25 protein-coding genes and 2 pseudogenes are annotated in these 23,703 nt (G+C 71.3%); 15 read left to right on the forward strand and 12 right to left on the reverse strand.

The window, feature by feature from the left end; translation table 11 throughout:
• Positions 1–108 precede the first annotated feature (108 nt).
• Positions 109–846, forward strand: coding sequence for a GAF and ANTAR domain-containing protein (locus ACH54P_RS10970; protein WP_489912256.1), 738 nt, complete (start codon positions 109–111; stop codon positions 844–846).
• Between the two features lie 25 nt (positions 847–871).
• On the forward strand, positions 872–1,615 hold the full coding sequence (locus ACH54P_RS10975; protein WP_489912257.1) for a GAF and ANTAR domain-containing protein: 744 nt from the start codon (positions 872–874) through the stop codon (positions 1,613–1,615).
• 19 nt (positions 1,616–1,634) lie between these two features.
• Here ACH54P_RS10975 and ACH54P_RS10980 read toward each other — a convergent pair whose 3' ends face one another.
• The gene (locus ACH54P_RS10980) at positions 1,635–2,021 is read right to left on the reverse strand and encodes an STAS domain-containing protein (protein WP_489912258.1); all 387 of its coding nucleotides are present in this window, start codon (positions 2,019–2,021) and stop codon (positions 1,635–1,637) included.
• A 242-nt stretch (positions 2,022–2,263) separates the two neighbouring features.
• Here ACH54P_RS10980 and ACH54P_RS10985 point away from each other — a divergent pair, with 242 nt between their 5' ends.
• From ACH54P_RS10985 to ACH54P_RS10995, 3 genes are read left to right on the forward strand one after another with little or no spacing between them, the layout of a single operon-like run.
• Positions 2,264–2,989 (forward strand): GAF and ANTAR domain-containing protein, encoded by a 726-nt coding sequence (locus tag ACH54P_RS10985; protein ID WP_489912259.1) that lies wholly within the window; start codon positions 2,264–2,266, stop codon positions 2,987–2,989.
• A gap of 26 nt (positions 2,990–3,015) precedes the next feature.
• The gene (locus ACH54P_RS10990; RefSeq protein WP_489912261.1) at positions 3,016–3,765 is read left to right on the forward strand and encodes a GAF and ANTAR domain-containing protein; all 750 of its coding nucleotides are present in this window, start codon (positions 3,016–3,018) and stop codon (positions 3,763–3,765) included.
• Between the two features lie 30 nt (positions 3,766–3,795).
• A complete protein-coding gene (locus ACH54P_RS10995) occupies positions 3,796–4,563 on the forward strand; it encodes a GAF and ANTAR domain-containing protein (protein ID WP_489912263.1) in 768 nt (255 codons plus the stop codon).
• 423 nt (positions 4,564–4,986) lie between these two features.
• Here ACH54P_RS10995 and ACH54P_RS11000 read toward each other — a convergent pair whose 3' ends face one another.
• Positions 4,987–5,403 (reverse strand): hypothetical protein, encoded by a 417-nt coding sequence (locus ACH54P_RS11000; protein WP_489912264.1) that lies wholly within the window; start codon positions 5,401–5,403, stop codon positions 4,987–4,989.
• A 23-nt stretch (positions 5,404–5,426) separates the two neighbouring features.
• On the reverse strand, positions 5,427–5,843 hold the full coding sequence (locus ACH54P_RS11005; protein ID WP_489912265.1) for a MarR family winged helix-turn-helix transcriptional regulator: 417 nt from the start codon (positions 5,841–5,843) through the stop codon (positions 5,427–5,429).
• Positions 5,844–5,870: 27 nt separating this feature from the next.
• On the opposite strand from ACH54P_RS11005, the gene ACH54P_RS11010 reads away from it, so the two are divergent.
• Positions 5,871–6,092 (forward strand): DUF8817 family protein, encoded by a 222-nt coding sequence (locus ACH54P_RS11010; protein ID WP_489912266.1) that lies wholly within the window; start codon positions 5,871–5,873, stop codon positions 6,090–6,092.
• Between the two features lie 289 nt (positions 6,093–6,381).
• Here the strand turns inward: ACH54P_RS11010 and ACH54P_RS11015 are convergent, their stop codons facing one another.
• Complete coding sequence (locus ACH54P_RS11015) at positions 6,382–7,593, reverse strand: serine hydrolase domain-containing protein (RefSeq protein ID WP_489912267.1); 1,212 nt, start codon at positions 7,591–7,593, stop codon at positions 6,382–6,384.
• Between the two features lie 143 nt (positions 7,594–7,736).
• On the opposite strand from ACH54P_RS11015, the pseudogene ACH54P_RS11020 reads away from it, so the two are divergent.
• The 7 genes and pseudogenes from ACH54P_RS11020 to ACH54P_RS11050 form a co-directional block, all read left to right on the forward strand.
• A pseudogene (locus ACH54P_RS11020) lies at positions 7,737–8,318 on the forward strand (fibronectin type III-like domain-contianing protein); the annotation flags it as partial.
• 402 nt (positions 8,319–8,720) lie between these two features.
• Positions 8,721–11,516, forward strand: coding sequence for a helix-turn-helix transcriptional regulator (locus ACH54P_RS11025; RefSeq protein ID WP_489912268.1), 2,796 nt, complete (start codon positions 8,721–8,723; stop codon positions 11,514–11,516).
• A gap of 4 nt (positions 11,517–11,520) precedes the next feature.
• Positions 11,521–12,057 carry a (2Fe-2S)-binding protein gene (locus ACH54P_RS11030; protein ID WP_489912269.1) on the forward strand — a complete coding sequence of 179 codons (537 nt, stop codon included), beginning with the start codon at positions 11,521–11,523 and terminating at the stop codon, positions 12,055–12,057.
• Positions 12,044–13,030, forward strand: coding sequence for an FAD binding domain-containing protein (locus ACH54P_RS11035; RefSeq protein ID WP_489912270.1), 987 nt, complete (start codon positions 12,044–12,046; stop codon positions 13,028–13,030). Before ACH54P_RS11030 ends, ACH54P_RS11035 begins: the two co-directional genes overlap by 14 nt.
• Positions 13,027–15,234, forward strand: coding sequence for a xanthine dehydrogenase family protein molybdopterin-binding subunit (locus ACH54P_RS11040; protein ID WP_489912271.1), 2,208 nt, complete (start codon positions 13,027–13,029; stop codon positions 15,232–15,234). The genes ACH54P_RS11035 and ACH54P_RS11040 overlap by 4 nt, the downstream gene beginning before the upstream one ends.
• A gap of 220 nt (positions 15,235–15,454) precedes the next feature.
• Positions 15,455–15,595, forward strand: a complete 141-nt coding sequence (locus ACH54P_RS11045) for a hypothetical protein (protein ID WP_489912272.1) — start codon at positions 15,455–15,457, stop codon at positions 15,593–15,595.
• A gap of 38 nt (positions 15,596–15,633) precedes the next feature.
• Entirely contained in the window at positions 15,634–15,879 is a 246-nt protein-coding gene (locus ACH54P_RS11050) for a hypothetical protein (RefSeq protein ID WP_489912273.1), read from the forward strand.
• A 166-nt stretch (positions 15,880–16,045) separates the two neighbouring features.
• Here the strand turns inward: ACH54P_RS11050 and ACH54P_RS11055 are convergent, their stop codons facing one another.
• The 6 genes from ACH54P_RS11055 to ACH54P_RS11080 all read right to left on the reverse strand — a co-directional run bounded on the left by ACH54P_RS11055 (position 16,046) and on the right by ACH54P_RS11080 (position 20,382).
• Entirely contained in the window at positions 16,046–16,714 is a 669-nt protein-coding gene (locus tag ACH54P_RS11055; RefSeq protein WP_489912274.1) for an NAD(P)-dependent oxidoreductase, read from the reverse strand.
• On the reverse strand, positions 16,711–17,148 hold the full coding sequence (locus ACH54P_RS11060) for a DoxX family protein (protein ID WP_489912275.1): 438 nt from the start codon (positions 17,146–17,148) through the stop codon (positions 16,711–16,713). Before ACH54P_RS11060 ends, ACH54P_RS11055 begins: the two co-directional genes overlap by 4 nt.
• Before the next feature lie 80 nt (positions 17,149–17,228).
• Positions 17,229–17,720, reverse strand: coding sequence for a carboxymuconolactone decarboxylase family protein (locus ACH54P_RS11065; RefSeq protein ID WP_489912276.1), 492 nt, complete (start codon positions 17,718–17,720; stop codon positions 17,229–17,231).
• Between the two features lie 32 nt (positions 17,721–17,752).
• Positions 17,753–18,520, reverse strand: a complete 768-nt coding sequence (locus tag ACH54P_RS11070; protein WP_489916385.1) for an MFS transporter — start codon at positions 18,518–18,520, stop codon at positions 17,753–17,755.
• 23 nt (positions 18,521–18,543) lie between these two features.
• Positions 18,544–19,233 carry an MFS transporter gene (locus tag ACH54P_RS11075; RefSeq protein WP_489912277.1) on the reverse strand — a complete coding sequence of 230 codons (690 nt, stop codon included), beginning with the start codon at positions 19,231–19,233 and terminating at the stop codon, positions 18,544–18,546.
• A 9-nt stretch (positions 19,234–19,242) separates the two neighbouring features.
• On the reverse strand, positions 19,243–20,382 hold the full coding sequence (locus tag ACH54P_RS11080) for a serine hydrolase domain-containing protein (RefSeq protein WP_489912278.1): 1,140 nt from the start codon (positions 20,380–20,382) through the stop codon (positions 19,243–19,245).
• A gap of 811 nt (positions 20,383–21,193) precedes the next feature.
• Between ACH54P_RS11080 and ACH54P_RS11085 the strand changes: the two genes are divergently transcribed.
• Positions 21,194–21,502 (forward strand): hypothetical protein, encoded by a 309-nt coding sequence (locus tag ACH54P_RS11085; protein ID WP_489912279.1) that lies wholly within the window; start codon positions 21,194–21,196, stop codon positions 21,500–21,502.
• The gene (locus ACH54P_RS11090) at positions 21,499–22,815 is read left to right on the forward strand and encodes a DUF4474 domain-containing protein (RefSeq protein WP_489912280.1); all 1,317 of its coding nucleotides are present in this window, start codon (positions 21,499–21,501) and stop codon (positions 22,813–22,815) included. The genes ACH54P_RS11085 and ACH54P_RS11090 overlap by 4 nt, the downstream gene beginning before the upstream one ends.
• A 3-nt stretch (positions 22,816–22,818) precedes the next feature.
• On the opposite strand, the gene ACH54P_RS11095 is transcribed toward ACH54P_RS11090, so the two are convergent.
• Together ACH54P_RS11095 and ACH54P_RS11100 are read right to left on the reverse strand one after the other, a co-directional pair.
• A complete protein-coding gene (locus ACH54P_RS11095; RefSeq protein ID WP_489912281.1) occupies positions 22,819–23,091 on the reverse strand; it encodes a hypothetical protein in 273 nt (90 codons plus the stop codon).
• A 421-nt stretch (positions 23,092–23,512) separates the two neighbouring features.
• A pseudogene (locus tag ACH54P_RS11100) lies at positions 23,513–23,653 on the reverse strand (acetyl-CoA C-acyltransferase); the annotation flags it as partial.
• Positions 23,654–23,703: the final 50 nt, after the last annotated feature.

The following is a 23,703-nucleotide window of genomic DNA, read 5'->3' on the forward strand; positions in this document are numbered from 1 at the left end:
CGGCCGCCCGCATCGCTCTGCCGACTACAAGCGCGTCCAGAATCTCGCCGGCGCCTGACGGCGTGGCCTGCGATCGCCACACAGACGGCCTACCCTCGGAGTACGGCGATGGGAGTGGTCAAGGTGTCCGAGCGGCGGCAGCGGTTCCAGGGGCTGCTGGCCGCCGAAGGCGAAATCGACGGGGGACAGCGGGTAGCGCAGATCTGCCGCTTGTGCGTCTCCGATCTGGCCGTGTCCGGCGCCGGTGCCACCGTGCTCAGTGAGAGCCACCACGGTGCGTTGAGCAGTCCCCGCCGAGGCTTGGTGCACGCCAGCGATCCGGTGAGCGCCGGGCTCGAAGATCTGCAGCTCACCGTGGGTGAAGGCCCGTGCCTGGATGCCTTCGCCGCGGGCGGACCGATCCTGGTGTCCGACCTCGCCGCCGACCTCGGGCGATGGCCGGCGTTCGCCCCGGCCGCGGCCGAACTCGGCGCGGCCGCGGTGTTCTCGTTCCCCCTGCAGGTCGGAGTGGTCCGGCTCGGCTCGATGGACCTCTACCGCGACCGGCCGGGTCCGCTGACCCCGCTGCAGCTGACCGATGCGCTGATCTTGGCCGACCTGGGCACGCACGCCGTGATCGACGAGCTGGACGGGCACGCCACCACCGATCTGAGCTGGCTGGCCGATGCCCACGTCGAAGTCCACCAGGCGGCCGGCATGGTGAGCGTCCAGCTCGGCGCCACCGCCGAAACGGCGTTGCTGCGCCTGCGCGGCTACGCGTTCACCCATGCCGTGACGGTGACCCACGTCGCCCGCCAGGTCGTGGCCCGGACGCTGCGGTTCACCCCGGACGGGGAACCCGCATGACGATCGACGAAGAGAGGCGCGCCGCATGAGCACTGGCAACCCGGACCGGCGGCTGGCGCGGACCTTCGTCGCGCTCGCCGACACGCTCGTCGCCGACTTCGACGTCCTGGACTTCCTGGCGCTGCTGACCGAGCGCAGCGTCGAACTCCTGGCCGTCGACGCCGCCGGGGTCATCCTGTCCGACCAGCGCGGCGGCTGGCGGCCCGCCGCCGGCTCGTCCGAGCGGGCCGACCTGTTGGAACTGTTCATCGCGCAAACGCATCAAGGCCCGTGCTTCGACTGCGTCGCCACCGGGGAGGCGGTCACCAGCGCCGACCTCGGCCTGGCCACGGAACTGGCCCGCTGGCCCCGCTTCGCGCCCGCGGCACTGGACGCCGGCTTCCGCGCGGCGTCGGCCGTGCCGATGCGGCTGCGGGAGCAGACCATCGGGGCGCTGACCCTGCTCAACCACGAACCCATCGCCCTCGACGCCGACACCATCGCCGTCGGGCAGGCACTCGCGGACGTCGCGACGATCGGCATGCTGCACCACCGCGCCGCCGACCGCGGCGAGCTCCTCGCCGAGCAACTGCAAGCCACGCTCCACCAACGCATCGTCGTCGAGCAGGCCAAGGGCGTCCTCGCCGAACACGACGGCCTGGACATGCACGACGCGTTCACCCGGCTGCGCGAATACGCCCACCGGCAGCGGCGCCGGCTCTCCGATGTCGCTCGTGACCTGGCCGAGAGAACCCTCGATCCCGCAGACCTCGGCGCTGCCCTTCGCTGACCGCTCACCCGGGCAACCGTCAGGCGAGACGTCGTCGATCCGCCTCTTGCGGCGGCGGTTCGATGATGGTGAACGACTCGGCCAACCCCGCCACAGTCAGTACACGCCGTACGAACGACGACGGGATCAACGTCAGATCCGTGTCGCCACGCTGACACGCACGATGGAGGTTCAGCAGCGCTCCGATACCCGTCGACGACAGGAACACCACGCCGGACATGTCCAGCACGAACCGCTTGGGTGCTTCGCGGTGAACCGTGTCGAGTTCGTCCGCCATCCGCGGAGCGGTGGCCAGGTCCATCTCGCCCCTGATCGCCACCACCGCCACCCCGGGCTCGGGACGAGACGTCCGGAAAGACAGAAGCGCCTCATGACCGATGTCGGTCCAACCGGGCAACTTGTCCATCGAATCCCCTGCACAGCGTCAAGATCGGACGCTAACGACGAGGCGGGGACTCGGCCAGGCCGAAGCGTTGGAAGGCGGTGGCACTGCTCAACCACGCAGAGCCACGGTAACTCGCTTAAGTGACGCGATCAACCAGCGCCCGATCCGGAGCCCCCGCATCCAGGGCGGAGACGGCGGCTACCTGCACGGGTCGGGTCGTACGCTGCGGGTAGTCGCACGAGGGTCGAGCGCCTGGAGGACCGATGGTGGAAAACCGGCGTCAGCGGATGCAGGCCTTGCTGGCCGCAGACGGTGCCGTCCGCTCTGCATCCGCCGTGAGCCTGGCGTGCGAGCGGTGCGTGCGGGAGCTGTCCGTGTCCGGAGCCGGCGCCACCGTGCTGAGCACAATGCCCGACGGCAACGGGTCGTCGCCGAGCCGTGGACTGGTGCACGCGACCAACGACGTCAGCGCCGGGCTGGAAGATCTGCAACTCACGGTCGGTGAAGGGCCATGTCTGGACGCCTTCGCCTCCGGCGGGCCGGTGCTGATCGCCGACCTGGCGGCTGCGAACGCACGGTGGCCCGCCTTCACCCCCGCAGCGTGCGAGCTGGGCGCGGCGGCGGTGTTCTCCTTCCCGCTCCAGATCGGCGTGGTCCGGCTGGGCTCGCTGGACCTCTACCGCGAAACGCCCGGCCCCCTCACCAGAGTCGAGCTGGCCGACGCGCTGATCCTCAGTGACCTGGCCACCCAAGGGGTGATAGCCGATCTGGACGGACACCGCACCGAGGACGTGAGCTGGTTGGCCGACCCATACGAACAGGTGCACCAGGCCACCGGCATGGTTCAGGTCCAGCTGCGCTCGACGACCGACGTGGCGCTGATGCGGCTGCGTGCCCATGCATTCACCCACAACGTGCCACTGGCCGACGTCGCCCGGCAGGTCGTCGAGCGGTCTCTGCGCTTCACCGACACCGAGGACGGGCAATGACACACAGTGACGGAAGGCCCGGCAAGATGAGCGATGCCCGGGACCAGCGGCTCGCGAACACGTTCGTGTCCCTGGCCGACACCCTCGTCGCCGACTTCGACGTGCTCGACTTCCTCGGCATGCTCACCGAGCGCGCCGCGGAACTGCTCGACGTCGACGCCGCCGCGGTCGTCCTCTCCGACCAGCGCGGCGGCTGGCGCCCGACCGCCGGGTCATCAGAACAAGCCGAGCTGATCGAGGTGTTCGCGGCACAAACCCTTCAGGGGCCGTGCCTGGACTGCGTCGACACCGGGGTCGCGGTGGCCAGCGCCGACTTGGCGACCGAGTCCGGGCGGTGGCCCCAGTTCGCGCCGGCGGCGGTGAACGCGGGATTCCGCGCCGCGTGCGCGGTCCCGATGCGGCTGCGCGACGACGTCATCGGCGCACTGACCCTGCTGGGCACGGCCCCGGGAGCCATCGACGACGCCAGTGTCGCCCTGGGCCAGGCCCTGGCCGACGTCGCCACCATCGGCATCCTGCAGCAGCGCGCGATCCGCCACGACGAGGTCGTGTCCGAACAGCTGCAAGCCACCCTGCACCGCCGCACCGTCGTCGAACAGGCCAAAGGCGTCCTCGCCGAAGCCGGCGGGCTCGACATGCACCAGGCGTACCTCGCGTTGCGCGGCTACGCCCGCACGCACCGCCGACGGCTCTCTGACGTCGCGCACGACGTCGCGACCGCGGACCTCGACCCCGCCGAACTGCTGACCGGATCGACCGACGCGTCGCGGCCGTGAGATCGGGCGAGACGGGGGTAACCGCCACTCATGGCAACCACCCCTGAAGCGCTGGAGCAAGCGCCGCAAGACCGGGTGCGGCGGATATCCCGCACGTTCGTCGAGCTCGCCGACACCCTCGTGGCAGATTTCGACGTCGCCGACTTCCTGCACATGCTCACCGAACACTGCGTCGACCTGCTCGGCGTCTCGTCGGCCGGGGTGATCTTGCTCGACGCCAACCGCGGCCTGCAGGTAGTGGCCACGTCTTCGCAGCGGGCCGAACTGCTGGAACTGTTCGCTGTGCAGACCGAAGACGGTCCCTGCGTCGACTGCGTGCGCAGCGGAGCGCCGGTGTCCTGCACTGACCTGCCGGCCGAGGCGCACCGCTGGGCGAGGTTCGCCGCGGCGGCCGCCGAGTGCGGGTTCCGTGCGGCGCAAGCCCTGCCGATGCGGCTGCGCGACCAGGTCATCGGGGTCCTGACCTTGCTGAACACCGAAACCGGCGGCGCGGACCGGGAGGAGATCGAGCTCGGGCAGGCACTGGCGGACGTCGCCACGATCGGCATCCTGCAGCAGCGGAGCATCGAACGCGGCGACCAGCTCTCCGAGCAGCTGCAGACCGCGCTCACCAGCCGCCTGGTGATAGAACAGGCCAAGGGAGTGCTCGCCGAACACGGCACCGTTTCGATGGACGAGGCGTTCGCCCGGCTACGCGGTTACGCCCGCGCGCGACACCTGCGTCTCACCGACCTGGCCCGCGCTGTCGTCGGCGGCAACGTCGAGCTGACCAAGGTCCTGGAGCGCCCGCAGCGATGAGCGGCTGCCCGCCGCCGCGGACAAGGCGTCCAGAGCCGCCATCGTGTTCGAAGCCGCCGGCTGCTGCTCACCGACTCGCTCCCGGGCCAAGTCGGACTGACGATCACGTTTTCACGACGCCGAGAAAGATCGCCGCACTCGACCAGCCGGCCGGGTGACCGGTGTTCCGCTGCCGGCCGGGGCGATGCCGTCGGACAACCGCCGCTGTGCCTACGCCTACGGCCGCCGGCTTGAGGTCGACCGGCGGGGCCGCCGGACACCCTGCGACCCGCCGACATCAAGGACGTACGACGGTGCGCGGATCCGCCGCGATCCGTGCGCAGGCCCGCCTCGGGCGATGGCAGTGCGCAAGCCGGCGACGGTGGCCACCATCGAGCTGAAGCTTCGAGCACGGAGAGGCGTTTGTCGGCCCCTCATTTGACGTTAGGCGACGGCTTCGTCGGTGCCCGGCAACGGCTTGAGGTCGGGCGCCACCCAGCCGGACCTCGCCTCGGCCGTCGCCAGCGTCGACGGTCGGTAGTGGTGCGCGAGTAGACGCTTGTCCAACAGCGCGGGGTAACGATCCGCGAAGGCGTCGAAGTCGTCTTCGTCGCCGGACGCAACGTGGTGGCCGACAAGCTCGACCCAGGCCCGGCTGACCGTCGCGTTGTACTTCTGCGGCGCGCCGGCATATCGCGCCGTCCGCCGGATGCCGTTGCTGATCATCGCGGCCGCGGTGCCGGTGCCGTATCGACGCACGGCAAGCCAGGTCAGGTGGATGTGCTGGCGATGGCCGAACCGGTCCGCACGTGCCATGACCTCGGCCATCAGAGCATCGAACGGGTCGTCGGTGGCCGGCATCCGATCTGCCGCGTGGTCGAGACTCACCGGCCGGCCTCGGTCAAGGCCCGCAGTACTGCACGAGCCCCGTCGACAGCATCCGCCGAAAGCCCGGCGAGAGCGCGTTTCTCCAGATCGCCGAGGGTACGGCGGATCAGCGCGGCGGTCTGTTCGCCGTCCACCGTGAGTTCGATGAGCACAGCACGACGGTCGCCCGGCCGGGCACCGCGAGTGATCAGGCCGCGGCGTTCCAGGCGGTCGAGGATGCCGGTCAGCGTCGCGGGCCGGGTCCCTACGGCGGCCCCCAGTTCGGACACCGTTCGGCCGGTGCCGTCCGCGAGGTTGCCCAACGCGTTGATCTCTGACGCAGTCAGGTCGAGATCAACGAGCTCCGTCGTGAGCAGGTGGAGTGTCGCATGGGTTGCGCGCTGCAGCTCGAGTATTACGGATTCGTTCTTCACGGTTTCGTATTATACGATCTCGTACTAATGTTGGGCCAGCGGCGGCCTCAGCCTCGGCCGCTTCCTCCACGGCTCGCCAAAGCCATGGAGAACGCCGCGAGGCAGGCGGATGCGCGCGGCGACGAACACCAAGGGCCGAAAATCCTGGAAAACGCGTTGAAGCGGGCCACCGAGTTTCAGGCGGTGCGGGAGTACCGCGACGAGCTCGTCGAACGGATCAAGGGGTCCGAGCCGCGTCCAGGCGCTTGAGCGCGGCCCTGACCACCTCGGCGTTGTCGATGAGGTCGTAGGTGTCCTCACCGCCGGGCCAGTGCAAGCCGCTGGCGAAGCCGCCACCCGCTCAGCCTGAAGCGCCCGCGACCGCCCCCGCACCTCCGCCCCGCCGGCTGGTGACGCCGCCGCTCCCAACCCGCCGCGGAGGCGCCGGTCGAGGTGATCAGCAGCCGTGCGACGCGTCGCCGAGTCAGCGGAGCGGGAGTTCGTACGTGGCCAGGATCGCGCAGGCCCCGGCTGTCGGCTCGAACCGCCGGCCGCCCTTCTACGCCGAAGGCGAGGGGATCGTCGCGGCCACGGCGATCTTCTGGACGATCGCCGGCTGGCCGTCACTGCTCTTGGTGGTGGCATTGACCGAGTAGGCGAGTTTGCGTTGCAGGTCGCAGGTGGCGAAGACGCCACTGGAGTAGCCGTAGCGGCTGCCGGTCTTTCCCCAGACGGTGATCTTGCCCAGCCGGATCTTCATGAGGCCCTGGCTGTAGTACGCGTCGCCGGTGCCGTCGAACATCGGGACCTTGGGCACGGTGAACAGCCGGGTCATCATCGCCGGGCCGAGGAGGCGGCCGCGGAAGAGGCCGGTGATGAACCGGTCGAGGTCGGGTGCGGTGGACACGAGGCTGCCCGCGGACCACGGGATCGACTGGTTCATCTCGGTGACGTCGACCAGGTCCCCGTGCGCGTTGGTGATGTACCCGTTCGAGTGAGGGTTCGGCAGCCGCGGGTCGTCGCCGGGTTCGAAGGTCCGCCACATGCCGAGCGGCCGGGCGATCCGGTCGCGCACGGCCTGCCCGTAGGAGTGGCCGGTGACCTTCTCGATGACCATCCCGGCGAGGACGTAGCTGGTGTTGGTGTACTTCTGCGCGGTGCCGGGCGCGTAGTCGATCGGATGAGCGGTCGCGGTGCCCAGCACGCGGGCCGGGCTCCAGTGCTCGTAGCGATGCTTGATCACCTCGTCGGGGTCGGCGAGCCACGGGATGTCGATGCTGGGCAGGCCGGAAGTGTGGTCGAGCAGGGTGCGCACCGGGATCGGCGGGTAGCTCGGCGGCAGGACGCCCGGCAGGTACCTCTGCACGGGCTGCTCGAGATCGACGCGGTGTTCCTGCGCGAGCTGGAGCACGATCACGGCGGTGAACGTCTTGGTGGTGCTGCCGATCCGGACGTAGCCATCGGGGTCGACAGGTGCGTGGGTGGCGACGTCGGAGTACCCGCTGGTCCCGCTCCAGCCGCCCGCAGAGCCGGTGAGGCGGACCAGTGCGCCGGTCGTGTCCTGGTCGGGCGCGCTGGAAATCGACTCGGCCAGCGCCGTGGCATTGGGCCGGGTGAGGTCGGGAACGGGTTCGGCGCCGGCGGGATCGGCGTAGGCGCAGGCACTCAGGGGGGTTTTGCTCAATGGCGCGTCCGCCGTCGCGCCGTAGGCGGGGAGGGCGGTAAGCCCAAGGGCCGCGGCGGCGAGAACCGCGATAGCTGTCTTTCTCATGCCCGAAAACTATGGGCCGGCGGGCGTCGCGCCATCCAGGAAATGCCCCGGTTCCCGAATCTCAGTGCTCGTCCCCCGAGCGAGGGACGAGCTCGTCCCCGTCCGGGGGATCAAGTGGGTTGCGTCGCCCAAGCCGGTTGGGCCTTGTCCAGGCGTTCATGCCCGGCGAGGAAGGCGGGAGCGCCCTGTCCGGCGTGCTGACCGGGCGGATCACCCCGTCGGGACGCCTTCCGGTGCGGATCCCGCAGTCGCCCGGTGGCTCGCCGGGCACATACCTGAACCCGCCGCTCGGTCGCAACAGCGAAGGCATCAGCAACCTCAACCCGACCCCGCTGTTCCCGTTCGGCCACAGCCTCTCCTACACCACGTTCGCCTACTCCGACCTCGACATCAGCGCAAGCGAGGTCCCGACGGACGGCCGGCTGTCCATTTCGGTCACCTTCCGCAACACCGGCGAGCGGGCCGGCGACGAAATCGTGCAGCCCTACCTGCACGACGTCCAAGCTCAGGTCACCCGCCCCGTCCGGCAATTGGCCGGGTTCGCTCACGTCGCCCTGGAACCCGGCGCGGGTGCCCGGGTCACGTTCACCCTGCACGCCGACCGCACCGCCTTCACCGGGCTCGACTTCCGCCGCGTCGTCGAACCCGGAACCATCGAGGTGCTCCTCGGACGCTCCGCCGCCGACCTGCCCTGCACCGGATCCTTCGAACTCACCGGCCCGTGACGCGAAACCGGCCACGACCGCGTCCTGCACACGCCGGTCGAGGTCACTCCCCTGCGCGCATGAGGCCGATCAGGTGCTGGGAATCAGACGTGGGCATCAGTGGCTCACCCCCGGACCCTCGTGAGTGAACGGGTGCGCTTCCGGGCGCCCCCACAACACCGCGTAGAAGTACGGGGTCACCCCACGGGTGCGATGCGGGGCCGCCGTACGCCCGTACGGTGGTCGGCTTGCCGGTGCGGGTCCCTGCGGCGGTGAACGCCTTCCGCTCGTTCTCTTCCATTCGGTCATGTCCTCGGCAGCCTCCGTGCCACGGCGGAAGCACTACGGCCGCAAGCACCTTAAACTGGTTGCCCGCGGGCGTAACCCCGCGCCGCCGGGGAGCTGCTGGACGGAGGCGATCGGGTGCTGCTGGGCCGGCGCCGGGAGTGCGCAACGCTCGACGGGCTGGTCGACGCCGTGCGAGCGGGACAGGGTCGCGCTCTGCTGGTGGTCGGGGAGCCCGGCTCGGGCAAGACCGCGCTACTCCAGTACGTCGCCGCGCACGCGCCGGGGTGCCGGGTGCTGCGCACGGCCGGGGTCCAGGCCGAGATGGAGCTGCCGTACGCCGGGCTGCACCAGCTGTGCGTGCCGCTGCTGGACAGGGTGGACGCGCTCCCGGGGCCGCAGCGCCAGGCTCTGTACACCGCCTTCGGCCTGACCGCGGGTTCGGCGCCGGACCGGCTCCTCGTCGGGCTCGCCGTGCTGGGCCTGCTCGCCGAGGCCGGTGCGGAGCGTCCGCTGGTGTGCCTGGTCGACAACCTGCACTGGCTGGATCGCGCTTCGACCCAGGCGCTGGCGATCGCGGCCCGCCGGTTGTTCGCCGATTCCGTGGGCTTGATCTTCGCGACGCGAAACCGGGACCCGGGCAGCCTGCCGGCCGGTCTCACCGAGCTGCCGGTCCCCGGACTGCCCACCGAGGACGCCCGGGCGCTGCTGCGGACGGCGTTGCCGGGGCCGGTGGACGAGCGCGTGGTGGACCAGATCGTCGCGGAAACCGGGGGGAATCCGCTGGCCTTGCTGGAGCTGCCCCGGAGCATGTCCCCCGCGGAGCTGGCCGGTGGGTTCGGCCTGCCGGCCGGGCGGGTGCTGCCGGGCCGGATCGAGGTGAGTTTCCGGCAGCGGGTCACGCGGCTGCCGGAAGCCTCGTGGTGGCTGCTGCTGGTCGCCGCGGCCGACCCGCTCGGCGACGTGGTGCTCGTGTGGGCCGCCGCCGAACGGCTGGGGGTGGGACCCGACGCGGCGGGCCCGGCGGTGGCGGCCGGGCTCGTCGAGTTCGGCGCGCGGGTGCGGTTCCGCCACCCGCTGGTGCGGTCGGCGGTGTACGACGGCGCCACCGAGCAGCAGCGGCAGCGGGCGCACCGGGCGCTGGCGGAGTGCACGGACCCCGCGTCCGATCCGGACCGCAGGGCGTGGCACCGGGCGCGCGGCGTCACCGGGCCGGACGACGAGGTGGCGGCGGAGCTGGAACGCTCGGCGAGCCGCGCGCAGGCGCGGGGCGGGCTCCCCGCCGCGGCGGCCTTCCTGGCTCGAGCGGTCGAACTGACCCGCGACCCGGTGCTGCGGGCGGAGCGCGCACTGGCCGCCGCGCGGGCGGCGTTCGATGCGGGAGCACCCGAAACGGCGCTCGGCCTGGTGGCCGCGGCTCAGGCAGGCCGCTTCGACGACCTGCGCCACGCGAAGGTCAACTTGCTCCGCGCCGAGGTGGCCTTCGCGGTCAGCCGCGGCGCCGAGGCGCCGATGCTGCTGCTCAAGACCGCCCAGCAGCTGGAGCCGTTCGACGCGCGCCTGGCCAGGGACACCTACCTGCAGGCCTTGTCCGCGGCGCGGTTCGCGCTCCACCTCGCGGTGGGCGGCACCGTCGTGGAGGTGGCGGAGGCCGCACGTCGCGCGCCGGCGCCGCCGGGCCCGCCCACTCCGGCGGATCTGCTCCTCGACGGACTGGCCGCCCGCGACACCGGTGAGTTCGCCGCCGGCAGCCACCGGCTGAAGCGGGCCATCAGGGCGTTCTGCGCCGAGGCCGACGCCGGCGCGGACGAGCTGCGCTGGCTCTGGCTGGCCGGCACCACCGCCCCCGACTTGTGGGACTACCCGAGCTGGGAGCGGCTCGCCACGCACCACGTCGAACAGGCCCGTGCGGCCGGGGCGCTCACCACGCTGCCGCTGGCGGTGACCTCGCGGGTGGCGGTGCACGTGGTGCTGGGCGAGCTGGCCGAGGCGGCGGCGCTGGTGGGCGAGATCGACGTCCTGGCGGAGGCGATCGGGGTCGGCCTCGCCCCCTACGGAGCGGTCATGCTCGCGGCCTGGCAGGGCCGCGAGAGGGAGACCACGGCGCTGATCGCCGCAACCCGTGGTGCGGTGCTGGCCCGCGGTGAAGGAGCCGGGGCGCAGATCTACGCGTGGGCGGAGGCGCTGCTGGGCAACAGCCTGGGCCGGTACGCCGACGCGGTGACCGCGACCGGGCTCGTGGCGCAGGAGCGGCTGCTGGTCGGAGCGGGGCTGTGGATGGTGGCCGAACGGGTCGAAGCGACAGCCCGGAACGGACAGCCGCGTGAGGCCGCGGAGGCGTTCCGGCGGCTGCGCGCGCACACCGGGGTCAGTGGCACCGACTGGGCACTCGGTATCGAGGCCCGGTGCCGGGCGCTGGTCACCGAAGGCCCGGCTGCCGAGGACGACTACCGCGAGGCGATCGAACGGCTCGGCCGGACGCGCGTGCGCGGCGAACTCGCGCGAGCCCACCTGCTGTACGGCGAGTGGCTGCGACGGAACCGGCGGCGGCAGGCGGCGCGCGAGCAGCTCCGGACCGCACACGACCTGTTCGCGGAAATGGGGATGGAGGCGTTCGCGCGCCGGGCGGAGCGCGAGTTGCTCCCGGGCGGGAATCCGCCGAGGCGCGTGGCCGAAGGCGGTCCTGAGCTCACCGCCCAGGAGGTCCAGGTCGCGTGGCTGGTCCGCGAAGGCCTGTCGAACGCCGAGATCGGAACGAGGCTGTTCCTCAGCCCGCGCACGGTGGAATGGCACCTGGGCCGGGTGTTCGCCAAGCTCGGCGTCACGTCGCGCAAGCAGCTGCGTACCCTGCCGAAGCCGCCGCACCCCGGGCCTCTCCCGGGCCCCACCGGGGTGAATCCCGGGTTCGCGGACGGCGACCCGGGCGCACCGTGAGGGGATGACCTCCACACCACAGCTACGGACGGCGTCGCGAGTCCCGGACCGGTGCCCCACCGGGATCACCACGGCCCTCGTCGTGAACGGCGAACCGCGGGTGGTGGTCGCCGACCCCCGCGTCACCCTGCTCGACGCCCTGCGCGACCGGCTGGCCCTCACCGGCACCAAGAAGGGCTGCGACCAGGGCGCGTGCGGGGCGTGCACCGTGCACGCCGACGGGCGGCGGGTGCTTTCCTGCCTGCTCCTGCTCGCGCAGTGCGAAGGGCGTGAGGTGACCACGATCGAGGGACTGGGCCGCGACGGGCGTCCGCACCCGGTGCAGGAGGCGTTCGTCCGGCACGACGGCTTCCAGTGCGGCTACTGCACGCCCGGCCAGGTCATGTCGGCCGTGGCACTGCTGGCCGAGGGCCGCGCGACGTCCGACGAGGACATCCGCGAATTCATGAGCGGGAACCTCTGCCGCTGCGCCGCGTACCCGAACATCGTGGCGGCGATCCGTGAAGTGGCGGACACCGGAGGCACCGATGCGCACGTTTGAGTACGTCCGGGCGTCCGAAGTCGCCGAAGCACTGACGGCCGCCGAGCACGCCGGCACGGCGTACCTCGCCGGCGGCACCACCCAGGTCGACCTGATGAAGGACGGCATCCTGAATCCCGAGCGGCTGGTCGACATCACGCGGCTGCCCCTGCGCGGCGTTCTCGAGACCGGTGGCTCGCTGCACGTCGGCGCCCTGACCACGATGGAGGAGCTGGCGGCGGATCCGGTCGTCACGCGCCGGCTGCCCGTGGTGCGCGAGGCGCTGCTGCTCGGGGCTTCCGTGCAACTGCGCAACACGGCCACGATCGGCGGCAACCTCCTGCAGCGCACCCGGTGCCGGTACTTCCGCGACCCGGCGGTCACCGTCTGCAACAAGCGCGCGCCGGGGTCCGGTTGCGCGGCCGTCACCGGACCCGCCCGGATGCACGCCATCCTCGGCGTGAGCGAGCGGTGCATCGCGCTGCACGCGTCCGACCTCGCCGTGGCCTTGGTGGCGCTGGACGCCATCGTGCACACCGAGGGCGTCGACGGAGCGCGGAGCGTGCCGCTCACGGAGTTCTACGCCGAAGCGGGTACGACACCGGACGTCGAAACCGTGCTGGCGCGCGGTGAGCTGATCACGGCTGTGGAGATCCCGCTGCTGCCGGAGACCGCGCACTCGGGCTACCTGAAGGTGCGCGACCGGGTGTCGTACGAGTTCGCCCTGGTCTCGGTGGCGGCCGCACTCGAAACCGAGGACGGCGTCGTGCGCACGGCGAGGATCGCGCTGGGCGGCGTCGGTTCGAAACCGTGGCGGGCGATGGCGGCCGAGGAGAAGCTGCGGGGCGCGCCGGTGACAGCGGCGAACTGTCGCGAGGCCGCGGTGGCCGCGGTCGCCGGTGCGTGGACCGTGCCCGGCACCGCTTTCAAGGTCGAGCTGGCCCGACGCGCACTGGTCCGGCAGCTCCTCACGGTTTCGGAGGGGTTCCGATGACCACGTCCCGGGCACTGCCCTTCATCGGCACCGGAATGAACCGGGTCGACGGGCCCCGCAAGGTCAGTGGCCGAGCGGCCTATTCGTCGGACTTCAGCGCACCCGGGCAGGGGCACGCCGTCCTGGTGCAGAGCACCGTCGCGGCGGGACGGATCGCCGCGATCGACACGGCCACCGCCGAAGCGGCACCGGGAGTGGTGCGGGTTTTCAGCCACCTGAACGTGCCTCCGCTGGCGCGGGGACCCATGACCGCGCTGGGCACGTCGCCGCCGGCGCCGATGCAGGACGACCGGGTGCTGCACCACGGGCAGCACGTCGCGCTCGTGGTCGCCGAGACCCGTGAACAGGCCGTCGCGGCCGCGGCGGCGGTGCGTGTCGAGTACGCCGCCGCCGAACCCGTCCTCGACCCGGACGATCCGCGTGCCGTCACCGTCGACAACCCGTGGGGCCTGGACAGCGAGCGAGGTGACCCCGCGGCGGGACTGGCCGCGGCGCCCGTGCGGGTCGAGGCGGAATACACCACGTCGGACAACACCAACAACCCGCTGGGCCTGTTCGCCACCCTCGCCGAGTGGGAAGGCGACCGGCTCACCGTGCACGACTCGACACAATGGCCGTCGCTGGTGCGGGAGACACTCGCGGTGGTCTTCGGCCTGCCCGAGGAATCGGTGCGGGTGCTCAGCCCGTTCGTCGGCGGCGGGTTCGGGGCCGGTCTGCGCGTCTGGCCACACGTGATCCTCGCCGTACTGGCGGCCCGTGAACTGGGCCGTCCGGTGAAACTCGTCTTGACGCGGCCGCAGATGTTCACTTCGGTCGGCCACCGGCCCAAGGGCGTCCAGCGGGTCAGGCTCGGGGCGAGCGCCGACGGCCGGCTGCTGGCCCTGGAGCACCGCAGCCGTTCGCTGCTGGCCATCGAGGACGACGACTACGAGCCCTTCGCGGCGGGCTCGGCCGAGGCGTACGCGTGCGAGAACGTGCGCACGCAGGACCAGCAGGTACGGGTGAACATCCCGGCGCCGGTCTCGATGCGGGCCCCGGCCCAGGCGCAGGGGAACTTCGCGCTCGAATCGGCGATGGACGAACTGGCGCTGGCGCTGCGCATGGACCCGGTGGACCTCCGGCTGCGCAACTACGCCGACACGCATCCCGCGCTGGCGCTGCCCTGGTCCGGGAAGTCGCTTCGGGAGTGCTACACCGTGGGCGCCGAGCGGTTCGGGTGGTCCCGGCGTGCCGCCGCGCCACGGTCCTCGCGCGACGGGCACTGGCTGGTCGGCCAGGGCGTCGCGGGCGTGAGCTATCCCTGGTACCAAGCCCCGTGCCGGGCACGCGCGACGCTCTCGGCCGACGGGCGGGCCACCGTCGGCAGCGCGGCGATCGACATCGGCACGGGAACGTACACGGTGATGACCCAGCTGTCGGCCGAACTGCTCGGTTTGCCACCGGAACACGTGCGTTTCGACCTCGGGGACACCGATCTGCCGAAGGCACCGCAGGCGGGCGGATCCGGTCTCACCGGCGCGCTGGGCTCCGCCGTCCACGACGCGTGCTCGCGGCTGCTCGCCGCCGTGCTCGACCTTGTGCACGACGACGCGGAGTCGCCGTTGCGCGGCGTCGACCCCGCGGACGTGGTCCCGGCGCAGGGACGCATCCAGTTTCGCGCCGATCCCCGGCGCGGCGAAAGCTACGCCGAGGTGCTGTCCCGCCACGGGCTGCCGGAGCTGACCGCCGAGGGAAGCAGCACGCCCGCCGACCCCCGGCGCCTGGGAATGGCACCCGCGGGCGCATTCGGTGCCCACTTCGCCGAGGTCCGGGTCGACGAGGATCTCGGCCTGATCCGGGTGACGCGCGTCGTCTCGGTGGTCGACGGTGGCCGGATCCTCAACGAGAAGACCGCGACCAGCCAGATCATCGGCGGCGTCATCGGGGGAATCGGCATGGCGCTGTTCGAGGAAACGGTCACCGACCCGGCCACCGGCCGCATCGCCAACGCGACGCTCGGCGACTACCTGGTCCCGGTGCACGCGGACATCCCCGACATCGACGTGACCTTCGTCGGCGAGCCCGACCGCATGAACCCGATCGGCACCAAGGGGGTCGGCGAGGTCGGACTGGTGGGCGTGGCGGCCGCGATCGCCAACGCCGTGCACCACGCGACCGGCGTGCGCGTGCGGTCACTGCCGATCACCCTGGACGCACTGCTCTGACCCGGCAGCGGGCGTCGGCCCCTGCGCCGTGGCGGTACCGGGAGTTCAGAACGCACAGCCACGCCGACACGGCGGCACCGGCCGCTCGATGCCCCCTCGGCGCGGCTGCCCGCAGCGCCCAGAAGACGGTCGAGAGGCTGGGGAGCCAGACCGCCCGGCCGTACGGCAGGCCGCTCGGGGCCGGGTGATGCGGTGCGGCGCCTGGAGCAGCCGCACCGCCGTGACGGGCGAGCTCATCCAGGTCCGCGACGACGTCGGCCTCGGCGATGAAGACGCGCTGCGGCGGAGGCCGGGCATCCCGACGACCGGGCCTTCCGACTCGCTGGCGCGGCGGCGGTCCAGCACGCGGCCGGCCGGGTGAACCGGCCACGTCGACCCGCAGAAGCCTCGGCGGAGTTCGTGGCGGAGCTGCCGAAGACGGGGTCGGGCAAGATCATGCGGCGGCAGCTGATTACCGAGCAGGATTTCATCGCCGCCCAGCAGATCCGGGCAGCGCGTTCCTCCAGCGACGGCCGACCTCGTCGGTTCGCTCTGGCAGGGCCGTCGATGCTGATCAGGGCCTGCACGACGGCGCGTTCGACGTTGACGTCGCCGGAGTGGCGGCGGTCGAGCTTGGGCGACTACGGAGTGGGGACGACAGGGTGAACCGGCCGACGGACGGCGGTCGGCCGGTTCACATATCCTGCTCGCGAGTCGAGGTGCGTCTGGGCTCGGCGGTCCGGCTGCTCCGTTCACCTGCGCGAACGCGCGAGGAACGACATACCCCGGCCCTGATCGCTCTGTCCCGCCGTCTGAGACTTCTCCGCCGAAGTCAGTTGGCGATGCCGACGGTGTGCCCTGCGGTTTCCGGCTGGTCGAGGACGCGCAGCAGACAGGCCGCGACGTCGGCGCGGGAGACGTACCGGCCGCCGGGGAGATTGCGGTCGAGGGCGGTGCGGTAGCGGCCGGTCGGCGGTTTGCCGGTGAGCTGGACCGGCCGGACCGCGGTCCAGTCCAGCCCGCTGTCGCGCAGGATGTCCTCCATCAGCGCCAGGTCCCGGTACTGCGGGCGCAAAGCGGCCTTGAGGATGGGGTAGAGCACGGCACCGAGGAAGAACCGGTCCCCCGGGTCGCGCCGGGGCGGGTGGGGCCGCCCCGGGGCGGGCATCGTGCCCACCGGGGCGGCGCTGACCACGACGAGGCGGCGGACCCCGGCCTCACGCATCGCCCGGATGATCTTCGTGGTGGCCTGGGACGCGACTCCGGCGGTGGCGTTGCTCGCCGGGCCCACCGCGGACACGACCGCGTCCGCACCGGCGACGGCGCCGGCGAGGATCGCCGGGGCGGCGGTGAGCAGGTCGGCGGACACGACCCGCCCGGGGTGCCCGGCCACCTTCGCCGGGTCGCGGACCACCGCGGTGACGTCGTGTCCGGCGGCGGCGGCCTGTTCGAGCAGGAGACGGCCGATGCCGCCGCTCGCACCGAAAACCGTGAGCTTCACAGCCGATCCCCTGTCGTCGATGGGTTCTGCGGTGCACTCCGCAGCAGGTCCCGCCAGTCCGCCGGCCAGTTCGCCAGGCCGATGACCGCCATGATCACCAGGTGGGTGGGTGCCGCGACGCTCTGGTAGAGCTCGTCGTGGTTGACGATGTGGGTGGTGACCGCACTGGTGAGCAGGAGGACCAGGGTCGCCGCGGCGAGGAACCGGGGCCGGCGGCCGGGAACGACGAGCAGCACGGCGCAGACCAGTTCGATCGCGCCGACGACGAACCGGAACCAGGTCGGGTAGCCCCAGTCGGCGAACTTCACGGAGTACGCCGGTCCGGTGAAGGTGGGGCCGGGCCAGAACTTGGTCACGGCGCCCAGGGTGAATTCGGCGGCGAGGAACCAGTAGAACGCGGTGCGCAGCCGTCGAGGCCACACTCGGGTGGGCATGGGTTCTTTCCTTTCGGTGGGACGGACCGGCCTCGTGGTCAGTGCCACGTTCGCGTGCGAGCGACCGGGCCCGGGTGCTGCTACCGCCACTGCTCGGTGGGCGAGACACCGGCGAGCGGCTTGCCGATGAGGGCCAGGGAGATGAAGAAGCCGACCTGGCCGATCGCCATGGTGAGGGTGGCGAGCGCCTTGTCGTCGTAGTGGGTCGCCGCCTGGGCGTACAGCTCGTCGGGCACGCGTTCGCCGTGGGGGTTGGGGGTGAGGACGGCCTCCACGAGCGCCAGCGCGATGCGTTCGGCTTCGGTGAAGCAGGTTGCGTCCCGCCAGGAAGCCACGGCGGTGACGCGCTCGTCGGTTTCCCCGGCCTTGCGGAGGTTGCCGGTGTGCAGGGCGGTCAGGTAGGTGTTCCCGACGATCTGCCCGGCGCGCAGCTGCACCAGGCTGATGGTGGTCCGCGGGATCGAGCCGTTCCCGGTGACCTTGAACAGGGCCGCGCCGACCTCTGCCAGTTCGGGCACGAGCTTGGCGGGGTCGGGAAGCCGCGACCGGCGACCGGTCGTGGGAGTGGTCATGGTGCTGGTGTCCTTTCCGGACTCTGCGGTGGTCACTGCTCTGACGGATGGCGGGTCGTGGAGGTAACCGGTTCCGGCGACCGGTTCGCGGGGCTGTCCGGGTTCGCCGGACGACTCGGGCGTGGCCGCAGGAGGAGCAGGGCGGCGATGATGGCGGTCAGGTAGAACGCGCTCGCGCCGAGCAGGCCGGTGGTGTAGCCACTGGTGAGGGCGTCCCGGGTGGGGGTGGCTCCGGGCCGGGCGGCGGTGGCGGCAGCCGCGACGCTCGCCAGGATCGCCAGTCCCAGTGCGCCACCGATCTGCTGGCTGGTGTTGAGGAGTCCGGAGGCGACGCCGGTGTCCTTCGCGGCGACACCCTGTACGCCGCCGATTGTCGCGGCGACGAAACCGATGCCCAGGCCGATCCCGCCGACCAGCTGGGCGGGCAGCAGGACGACCAGCGGGTTTTGGTCCGGGGTGAGCAGGCTGAACCAGCCCATCGCCACGGCGGCCACGGCCAGGCCGGCCGCCAGGGTGTTCCGGGCGGAGGTGCGGGCCTGCAGCCAGGGACCGGCCACGGCGGAGCCGAGGCCGATGCCGATCGCGAACGGCAGGTAGGCCAGTCCGGTGCGGACGGGCGGGTAGTGCTCGATCGACTGCATGTAGAGGGTGAGGAAGTAGAACGTGGCCAGCTGACCGGCGCCCATGAGCAGCATGACCAGGTTGGCGCCGAGCCTGGCCCGGTCGGCCAGCAGCGCGGCCGGGAGGATCGGGGTGCGGGCGCGGCGCTGGAAGGCCACGAACGCGAGGGCCAGGACCACGGCCGCCGCGCCGGACAGGAGGCTCAGCCCGTCGTCGAGGCCGTCGGACCCGGCCCGGTTGATCGCGTAGACCAGTGAGCCGAGCGCGAGGGTCGCGGTGATGGCGCCGGGCAGGTCGAGGCCGCCGCGCCGGCGGGTTCCGGGGCCGAGCACGAGCGTGCGGCGAGCAGCAGGAGGGCGAAGGGGATGTTGACGAACATGATCCACCGCCAGCCCAGGTACTCGGTGAGCGTGCCGCCGAGCAGCAGGCCGACCACGGCGCCGAGACCGCCCATCGCGCCGTACACACCCAGCGCCTTGGTGCGCCGCGGCCCGGCGGGGAAGGTGTCGGCGAGCAGGGACAGCGCGGTCGGGGCGATGACCGCGCCGCCGACGCCCTGCAGTACGCGCGCGGCGATCAGCATGCCGCCGGTCTGGGCCACGCCGCCCAGCACGGAGGCGAGCAGGAACACCACCAGCCCCACCCGGAACAACCTGCGGCGGCCGAACAGGTCGCCGGCCCGGCCCCCGGCCAGCAGCAGTCCGCCGAACGCCAGCGCGTAGGCGATCAGGACCCAGTTCAGGTCGGTCTCGGCGATGTCCAGTCCCGTCGCGATGGCGGGCAGCCCGACGGTCACGATGGTGCCGTCCATCACGATCAGCAGCTGCGCGGCGGCGATCACCGGCAACGCCAGGCCACCACGGGACGACCGGGCCTCGGTCTGCGAAGTCACGCCGGCTCCTCAGGAGGCCGTGGCCGCGCGGTGGACCGCGGCGGCCAGCCGGTCGTGTTCGGGATAGGACCAGTCGAAGGAGAAGCGCCGGCGGGTGTAGCCGAAGGCGATGCCGCCGACCGGGTCGGCGAACGCTTCCGAGCCCGCGGATCCGTTGTGTCCGAAGGCGTTCGCGCTCAGGAACGGGTAGCGCGCGCCCTTGGCCTGGAACCCCAGGGCGTACTGGCCCGCCTCGCCGGTGACCAGATCGCGACCGGTGGAGTGGAGCATGGCGAACTCGCCCAGGGTGCCGGGTTCGAGCAGCGGGGCCCGTCCGCCCAGGCCGAAAGCCAGTGCCGCGTACATCCCGGCCAGCCCCCGGGCGTTGCCCACCCCACCGGCCGAGGCCTGGCCGAGCGCGCGCACCCGCCGGGTGTTGAGGAAGGCCACCTGGTCGAGGGGCGGGGTGGAGTTGAGGCCGTAACCGATCCCGGTGAGGCTGTGCGGTCCCGGGACGTTCGCCCAGAACGCCGCGAGCCGATCCGGGTCGGCCAGCCCCGGCAGCACCTCCCGGTACCGGTCCTCCAGCGTCTCCGGCAGCCCCAGGTACAGGTCCAGCCCGTAGGGCGCGCGCACCCGCTGTTCGAAGTGCTCCCCCAGCGACCGGCCCGTGGCCCTGCGGACCACCTCGCCCACCATCGCGAACGTCACGAACCCGCCGTAGCCGTAGGCCGAACCCGGCCGCCAGTACGGCCGCTGCCCGGCCAGCCGCCGCGCGATCACCTGGTCGTCGGCGAGTTCGGCGGCGCTGAACCCGCCGTCGACCCCGATCACGCCGGAACGGTGGGTGAGCAGGTCCCGCACGGTGATCCGGTCCTTGCCCGCCGCGGCGAACTCCGGCCAGTAGCGGGCGACCGGGCGGTCCAGCTCCAGCACGCCGTCCTGCACCAGCAGGGCCACCACCAGGGTCGCGGCGCCCTTGGTCGAGGAGTAGACCCCGGTCAGGGTGTCACCGGTCACCTCGTCGCCTGCCCACAGGTCGACCACGAGACGGCCGTGCGCATACACCGCCAGCTGCGCGCCGGCCTCCTCGGCGACCGCGGCCGCGAATTCCTCGCGCACCCCCTCGAAACCGCTGGTCACCGTGCCGTGAACGTCGATGTCGCTCATTGTTCGAGCCGCTCCGATCATCGTGTTGCCGATTCGTCGGAGACATGACGTACGAGCCGCCGGGAATGTGACCACCCGCCGACGGTCACATCGGGGAAGTTCCGTTCGTCATGTCTCCGACCGTCAACCCGAAGGACGACCACGGCTTCCTGGCCCGCCGTTCGAGGAGCGCCGCACGCACCTCAAATCGGTGGCTTGCGCGCGCCGGACCCGGGGAGGTCGACAACCTCGACAACCGGCTCACCACGGTCGTCGGCCGGGTCTGCCCGGACATGCTGCGTTCACGCCGGCGCGTCCAGGGTGCGGCCGCGGTCCCCGACCCCGACGGCCCAGCGCCGGGTCATCGACGCCTTCTGACCGTTGCGCGCAGACGGCGGAAAGGCGTTCCCCGACGGCATGCGAATCCTGTCCGGCACCGAAACCGTGGACCGAGTTGATCTATAACCCACACTGAAATTTGCCCCGGACCCGCAGCTTGACTGACTGCCCAGAAGCCAACCGCGACGCGGGAGATTTCCCACGTCCACGTGTTCAATGGGGGACTTGAACCCCCGCACGTGGGATATCTCCCGTGTTTAGGGAGATCATGCACTCACCGTAGCAGCGGGCCGGGGCGGTCGGGGCGATTGAGATCGCGCGGCCCATCCCGTCGTCGATCACCAGAACCTCCAGCAGGTTGAACCAGCCGTGCACATGTCCGGTTCTGGCCGCTGACCGGGGCACTGAAAACGGCACCTCGGCCTCCGACCTCGTGGCAAACTGTTACATTGCCGACGGGGCCTGTCACTCGGACGGCTGAGAGGGAGTTCCGGTGGGTTTCGAGGTCGACGTCGCGGACATCAACGCCGCGGCGGCCAAGCTCAGTGCGGGGACGTCGCCGACACTGTCCATCGGCGGATCACCGAACGTCGGGAGCACAGCGCGCGCCGCCGGCTTCGCCGGGGACTACGACGTCTGGCTGGCGACGCGCAAGGACGACCTGGACGCCGCGCAGCAGCAGGTCGACAACCTGGTCGAAAGCATCCAGACGGCCGCGAAGAGCTATCACAGCACCGATTCCGGGGCCCGCGACGCCTTTCTGAAAGCGCTGGACAGCAGCTTCGAGAGGATCGACCGGTGACGGCGGTGTTCGACAAGATCTACGCACTCGCCGACCAGGTGGAGAAGGGCAGCACCACCGAACTGGACGACCGCGCCCGGGCCTGCCGGGCCACCAAGGAAACCATCACCGACACCAAAGCCCTGCTGGAGAGCGTGCGCGTCCAGCTGAGCGAGGCTTGGCAGGGCGGGGCCGGCGAAGCGGCGCTCACATCGCTGGAAGCGTTCAAGAAGAACCGCGACGACCAGGCGCAGGATCTCGAGGACTCGGCCAAGTCGTTCGAGACGATCCGTGACGCGCTGGCGAAGGCCCAGCAGGATGCCCGGAACACGCGCGCGGACGCCCAGAACCTCCAGAAGAAGCTCGACCACGGTTGGCACGGCTTCGGGATCCGCCAAGTCGACCTCGCCGTCGCCTGGGCGCAGGACAAGGCCGTCAAGGCTCAGGCCCTCGTCCTGCTGGCCAACCTGGAACGGGTGACCACCACCTACGACGCCATCCTGCTCATCGAGGGCCAGAAGCTGCGGTTCAAGACCGGTCAGGTGTGGGAGCTCGCGGGCTCCGAGAAGCGGAACGTCGCCGAGATCGGCGCGATCCTGCTCCGCGAAATACCCGGACTCCTCGCGCTGCTGAAGAAGTACCCGGAACTACGGGAGGCGCTGCTTCACCAGGACTGGAACAAGATCATGCAGAATCCCGAGGTCGCGCAGAAGATCTACGACTACCTCGGCTTCCGGTACAACGAGGAAGGCGGCTTCTTCACCACCGGTGAGCATTCGGTGCAGAGCTACCTGGGCTGGAAAGACCTCTACGACAAGTTCGGGGAGGCTTTCGGGATGGAGCTCGACGAAACCGGCGACGACGGCGACAACATGGAGTTCACCGACCCCGAGACCGGGAAGACGTACCGGCTGGAGTTGTGGAAGGGCAAGTACGCGAACCACGCGTTCGGTGGGGAAGTCGGCTTCTACACCAGCGACTCGCCGAACAACAACGGGCACTTCAACGCCGCCCAGGGTGACGACCAGATCAAGGTGACCCAGACGATCTACAACAAGGACACCGGCCAGGTCTACTTCACCAACGACGGCCAGGGCGCCGACGGCACCGACAAGAAGCACTTCTGGAACCTGGCGATCCGCAACGACCCGGACGTGAAAGCCGACCAGCTCCCGCTGGGCCAGCGCGCCACGATCGAGGTGCGGGACGTCGGGATGCGCGACCGGATGTACGACGAGATGGTCCGGTACGCCGCCGCGCACCCCGACGACCACCTCACCGTCACGAAGGGTTCCGACCAGCCGCCCACGCTGAGCTACGACTGGCGGAAGTGACCCCTACAGCGAGCCCACCGGGGTGAACTCGTACGGCTCGTCGTCGTCCTCCTGTGACCGTCCCCGGCGAGCCGGGACCGGGTCGTTCAGGCCGGCGAACACACCGTCCACGTCGACCAGCGCGGCGACCTCATCGGCGACGTGGTGACCGTGCCGGTCTTCGATGTCCTCCAGGCCCGTGCGCAACGCCGTCGTGGCTGCGCTCCTGGCCTGCTCCCGCAACGCGCTTGCCAGCTCCTCCGGCGTTTCGCCGGCACCCCGCCTCGAGTCGGTCATGCCCTCAGCCTAGACGGACCGGGTCGGGTTCAAGTCCTTTTCCGGGCACCAGCAGCACGCTGGTGCGCCCGGACCACCCTGGGGCCCCCGAGATGGTCTACCCGAGGTCGCCGACGGGTCTCTTCTGTCGAACGGCTGCACTCGGCACGACCAGGGATCCGATCTCCGCTGTCAGCTCACTACGACGAGGGTTTCGGCGATGCGGGCCGGTTTGGTCGCACCGTCGAGCTCGATGACGTACCGGTGGTCACCGTGTGACCCGCCGGGCCGTCGCTCAAGTCGGTGAAGGTCGCGGTGGCGCGCAGGCGAGAGCCGACCGGCACCGGTGCGGGGAACCGGACTTTGCCAGGCCGTAGTTGACCCGCGCGGCGCCGAAGTCCAGTTCCTGCAGTTCGCGCGCGAACTGCAGGATGAGGGACAGCTCGAATACCGCGGCCAGGCCCTGGCCGCCGCCGATGCACACGGTCTCCAGGCCGTAGCGGGCTTCGCGGCGCTGCAGCTTCCGGGCCGGCGTCGCCAGGATCCTGGTGCCGGTCGCGCCGACCGGGTGGCCTGGGGAGACGTCGACCGGCTGATCTCGGGGGCGGAGTCGGTCCCCTGCTGACCGCTGCG

The organism is Amycolatopsis sp. N2S4-7 (assembly GCF_058119595.1).

What these genes read in the sequence shown, in the direction of transcription:
- ACH54P_RS10970 (WP_489912256.1), top strand. Translation starts at nt 109, where the DNA reads ATGGGAGTGGTCAAGGTGTCCGAGCGGCGGCAGCGGTTCCAGGGGCTG.
- ACH54P_RS10975 (WP_489912257.1), top strand. Translation starts at nt 872, where the DNA reads ATGAGCACTGGCAACCCGGACCGGCGGCTGGCGCGGACCTTCGTCGCG.
- ACH54P_RS10980 (WP_489912258.1), bottom strand. Translation starts at nt 2,021, where the DNA reads ATGGACAAGTTGCCCGGTTGGACCGACATCGGTCATGAGGCGCTTCTG.
- ACH54P_RS10985 (WP_489912259.1), top strand. Translation starts at nt 2,264, where the DNA reads ATGGTGGAAAACCGGCGTCAGCGGATGCAGGCCTTGCTGGCCGCAGAC.
- ACH54P_RS10990 (WP_489912261.1), top strand. Translation starts at nt 3,016, where the DNA reads ATGAGCGATGCCCGGGACCAGCGGCTCGCGAACACGTTCGTGTCCCTG.
- ACH54P_RS10995 (WP_489912263.1), top strand. Translation starts at nt 3,796, where the DNA reads ATGGCAACCACCCCTGAAGCGCTGGAGCAAGCGCCGCAAGACCGGGTG.
- ACH54P_RS11000 (WP_489912264.1), bottom strand. Translation starts at nt 5,403, where the DNA reads ATGCCGGCCACCGACGACCCGTTCGATGCTCTGATGGCCGAGGTCATG.
- ACH54P_RS11010 (WP_489912266.1), top strand. Translation starts at nt 5,871, where the DNA reads ATGTTGGGCCAGCGGCGGCCTCAGCCTCGGCCGCTTCCTCCACGGCTC.
- ACH54P_RS11015 (WP_489912267.1), bottom strand. Translation starts at nt 7,593, where the DNA reads ATGAGAAAGACAGCTATCGCGGTTCTCGCCGCCGCGGCCCTTGGGCTT.
- ACH54P_RS11030 (WP_489912269.1), top strand. Translation starts at nt 11,521, where the DNA reads ATGACCTCCACACCACAGCTACGGACGGCGTCGCGAGTCCCGGACCGG.
- ACH54P_RS11035 (WP_489912270.1), top strand. Translation starts at nt 12,044, where the DNA reads ATGCGCACGTTTGAGTACGTCCGGGCGTCCGAAGTCGCCGAAGCACTG.
- ACH54P_RS11040 (WP_489912271.1), top strand. Translation starts at nt 13,027, where the DNA reads ATGACCACGTCCCGGGCACTGCCCTTCATCGGCACCGGAATGAACCGG.
- ACH54P_RS11060 (WP_489912275.1), bottom strand. Translation starts at nt 17,148, where the DNA reads ATGCCCACCCGAGTGTGGCCTCGACGGCTGCGCACCGCGTTCTACTGG.
- ACH54P_RS11065 (WP_489912276.1), bottom strand. Translation starts at nt 17,720, where the DNA reads ATGACCACTCCCACGACCGGTCGCCGGTCGCGGCTTCCCGACCCCGCC.
- ACH54P_RS11080 (WP_489912278.1), bottom strand. Translation starts at nt 20,382, where the DNA reads ATGAGCGACATCGACGTTCACGGCACGGTGACCAGCGGTTTCGAGGGG.
- ACH54P_RS11095 (WP_489912281.1), bottom strand. Translation starts at nt 23,091, where the DNA reads ATGACCGACTCGAGGCGGGGTGCCGGCGAAACGCCGGAGGAGCTGGCA.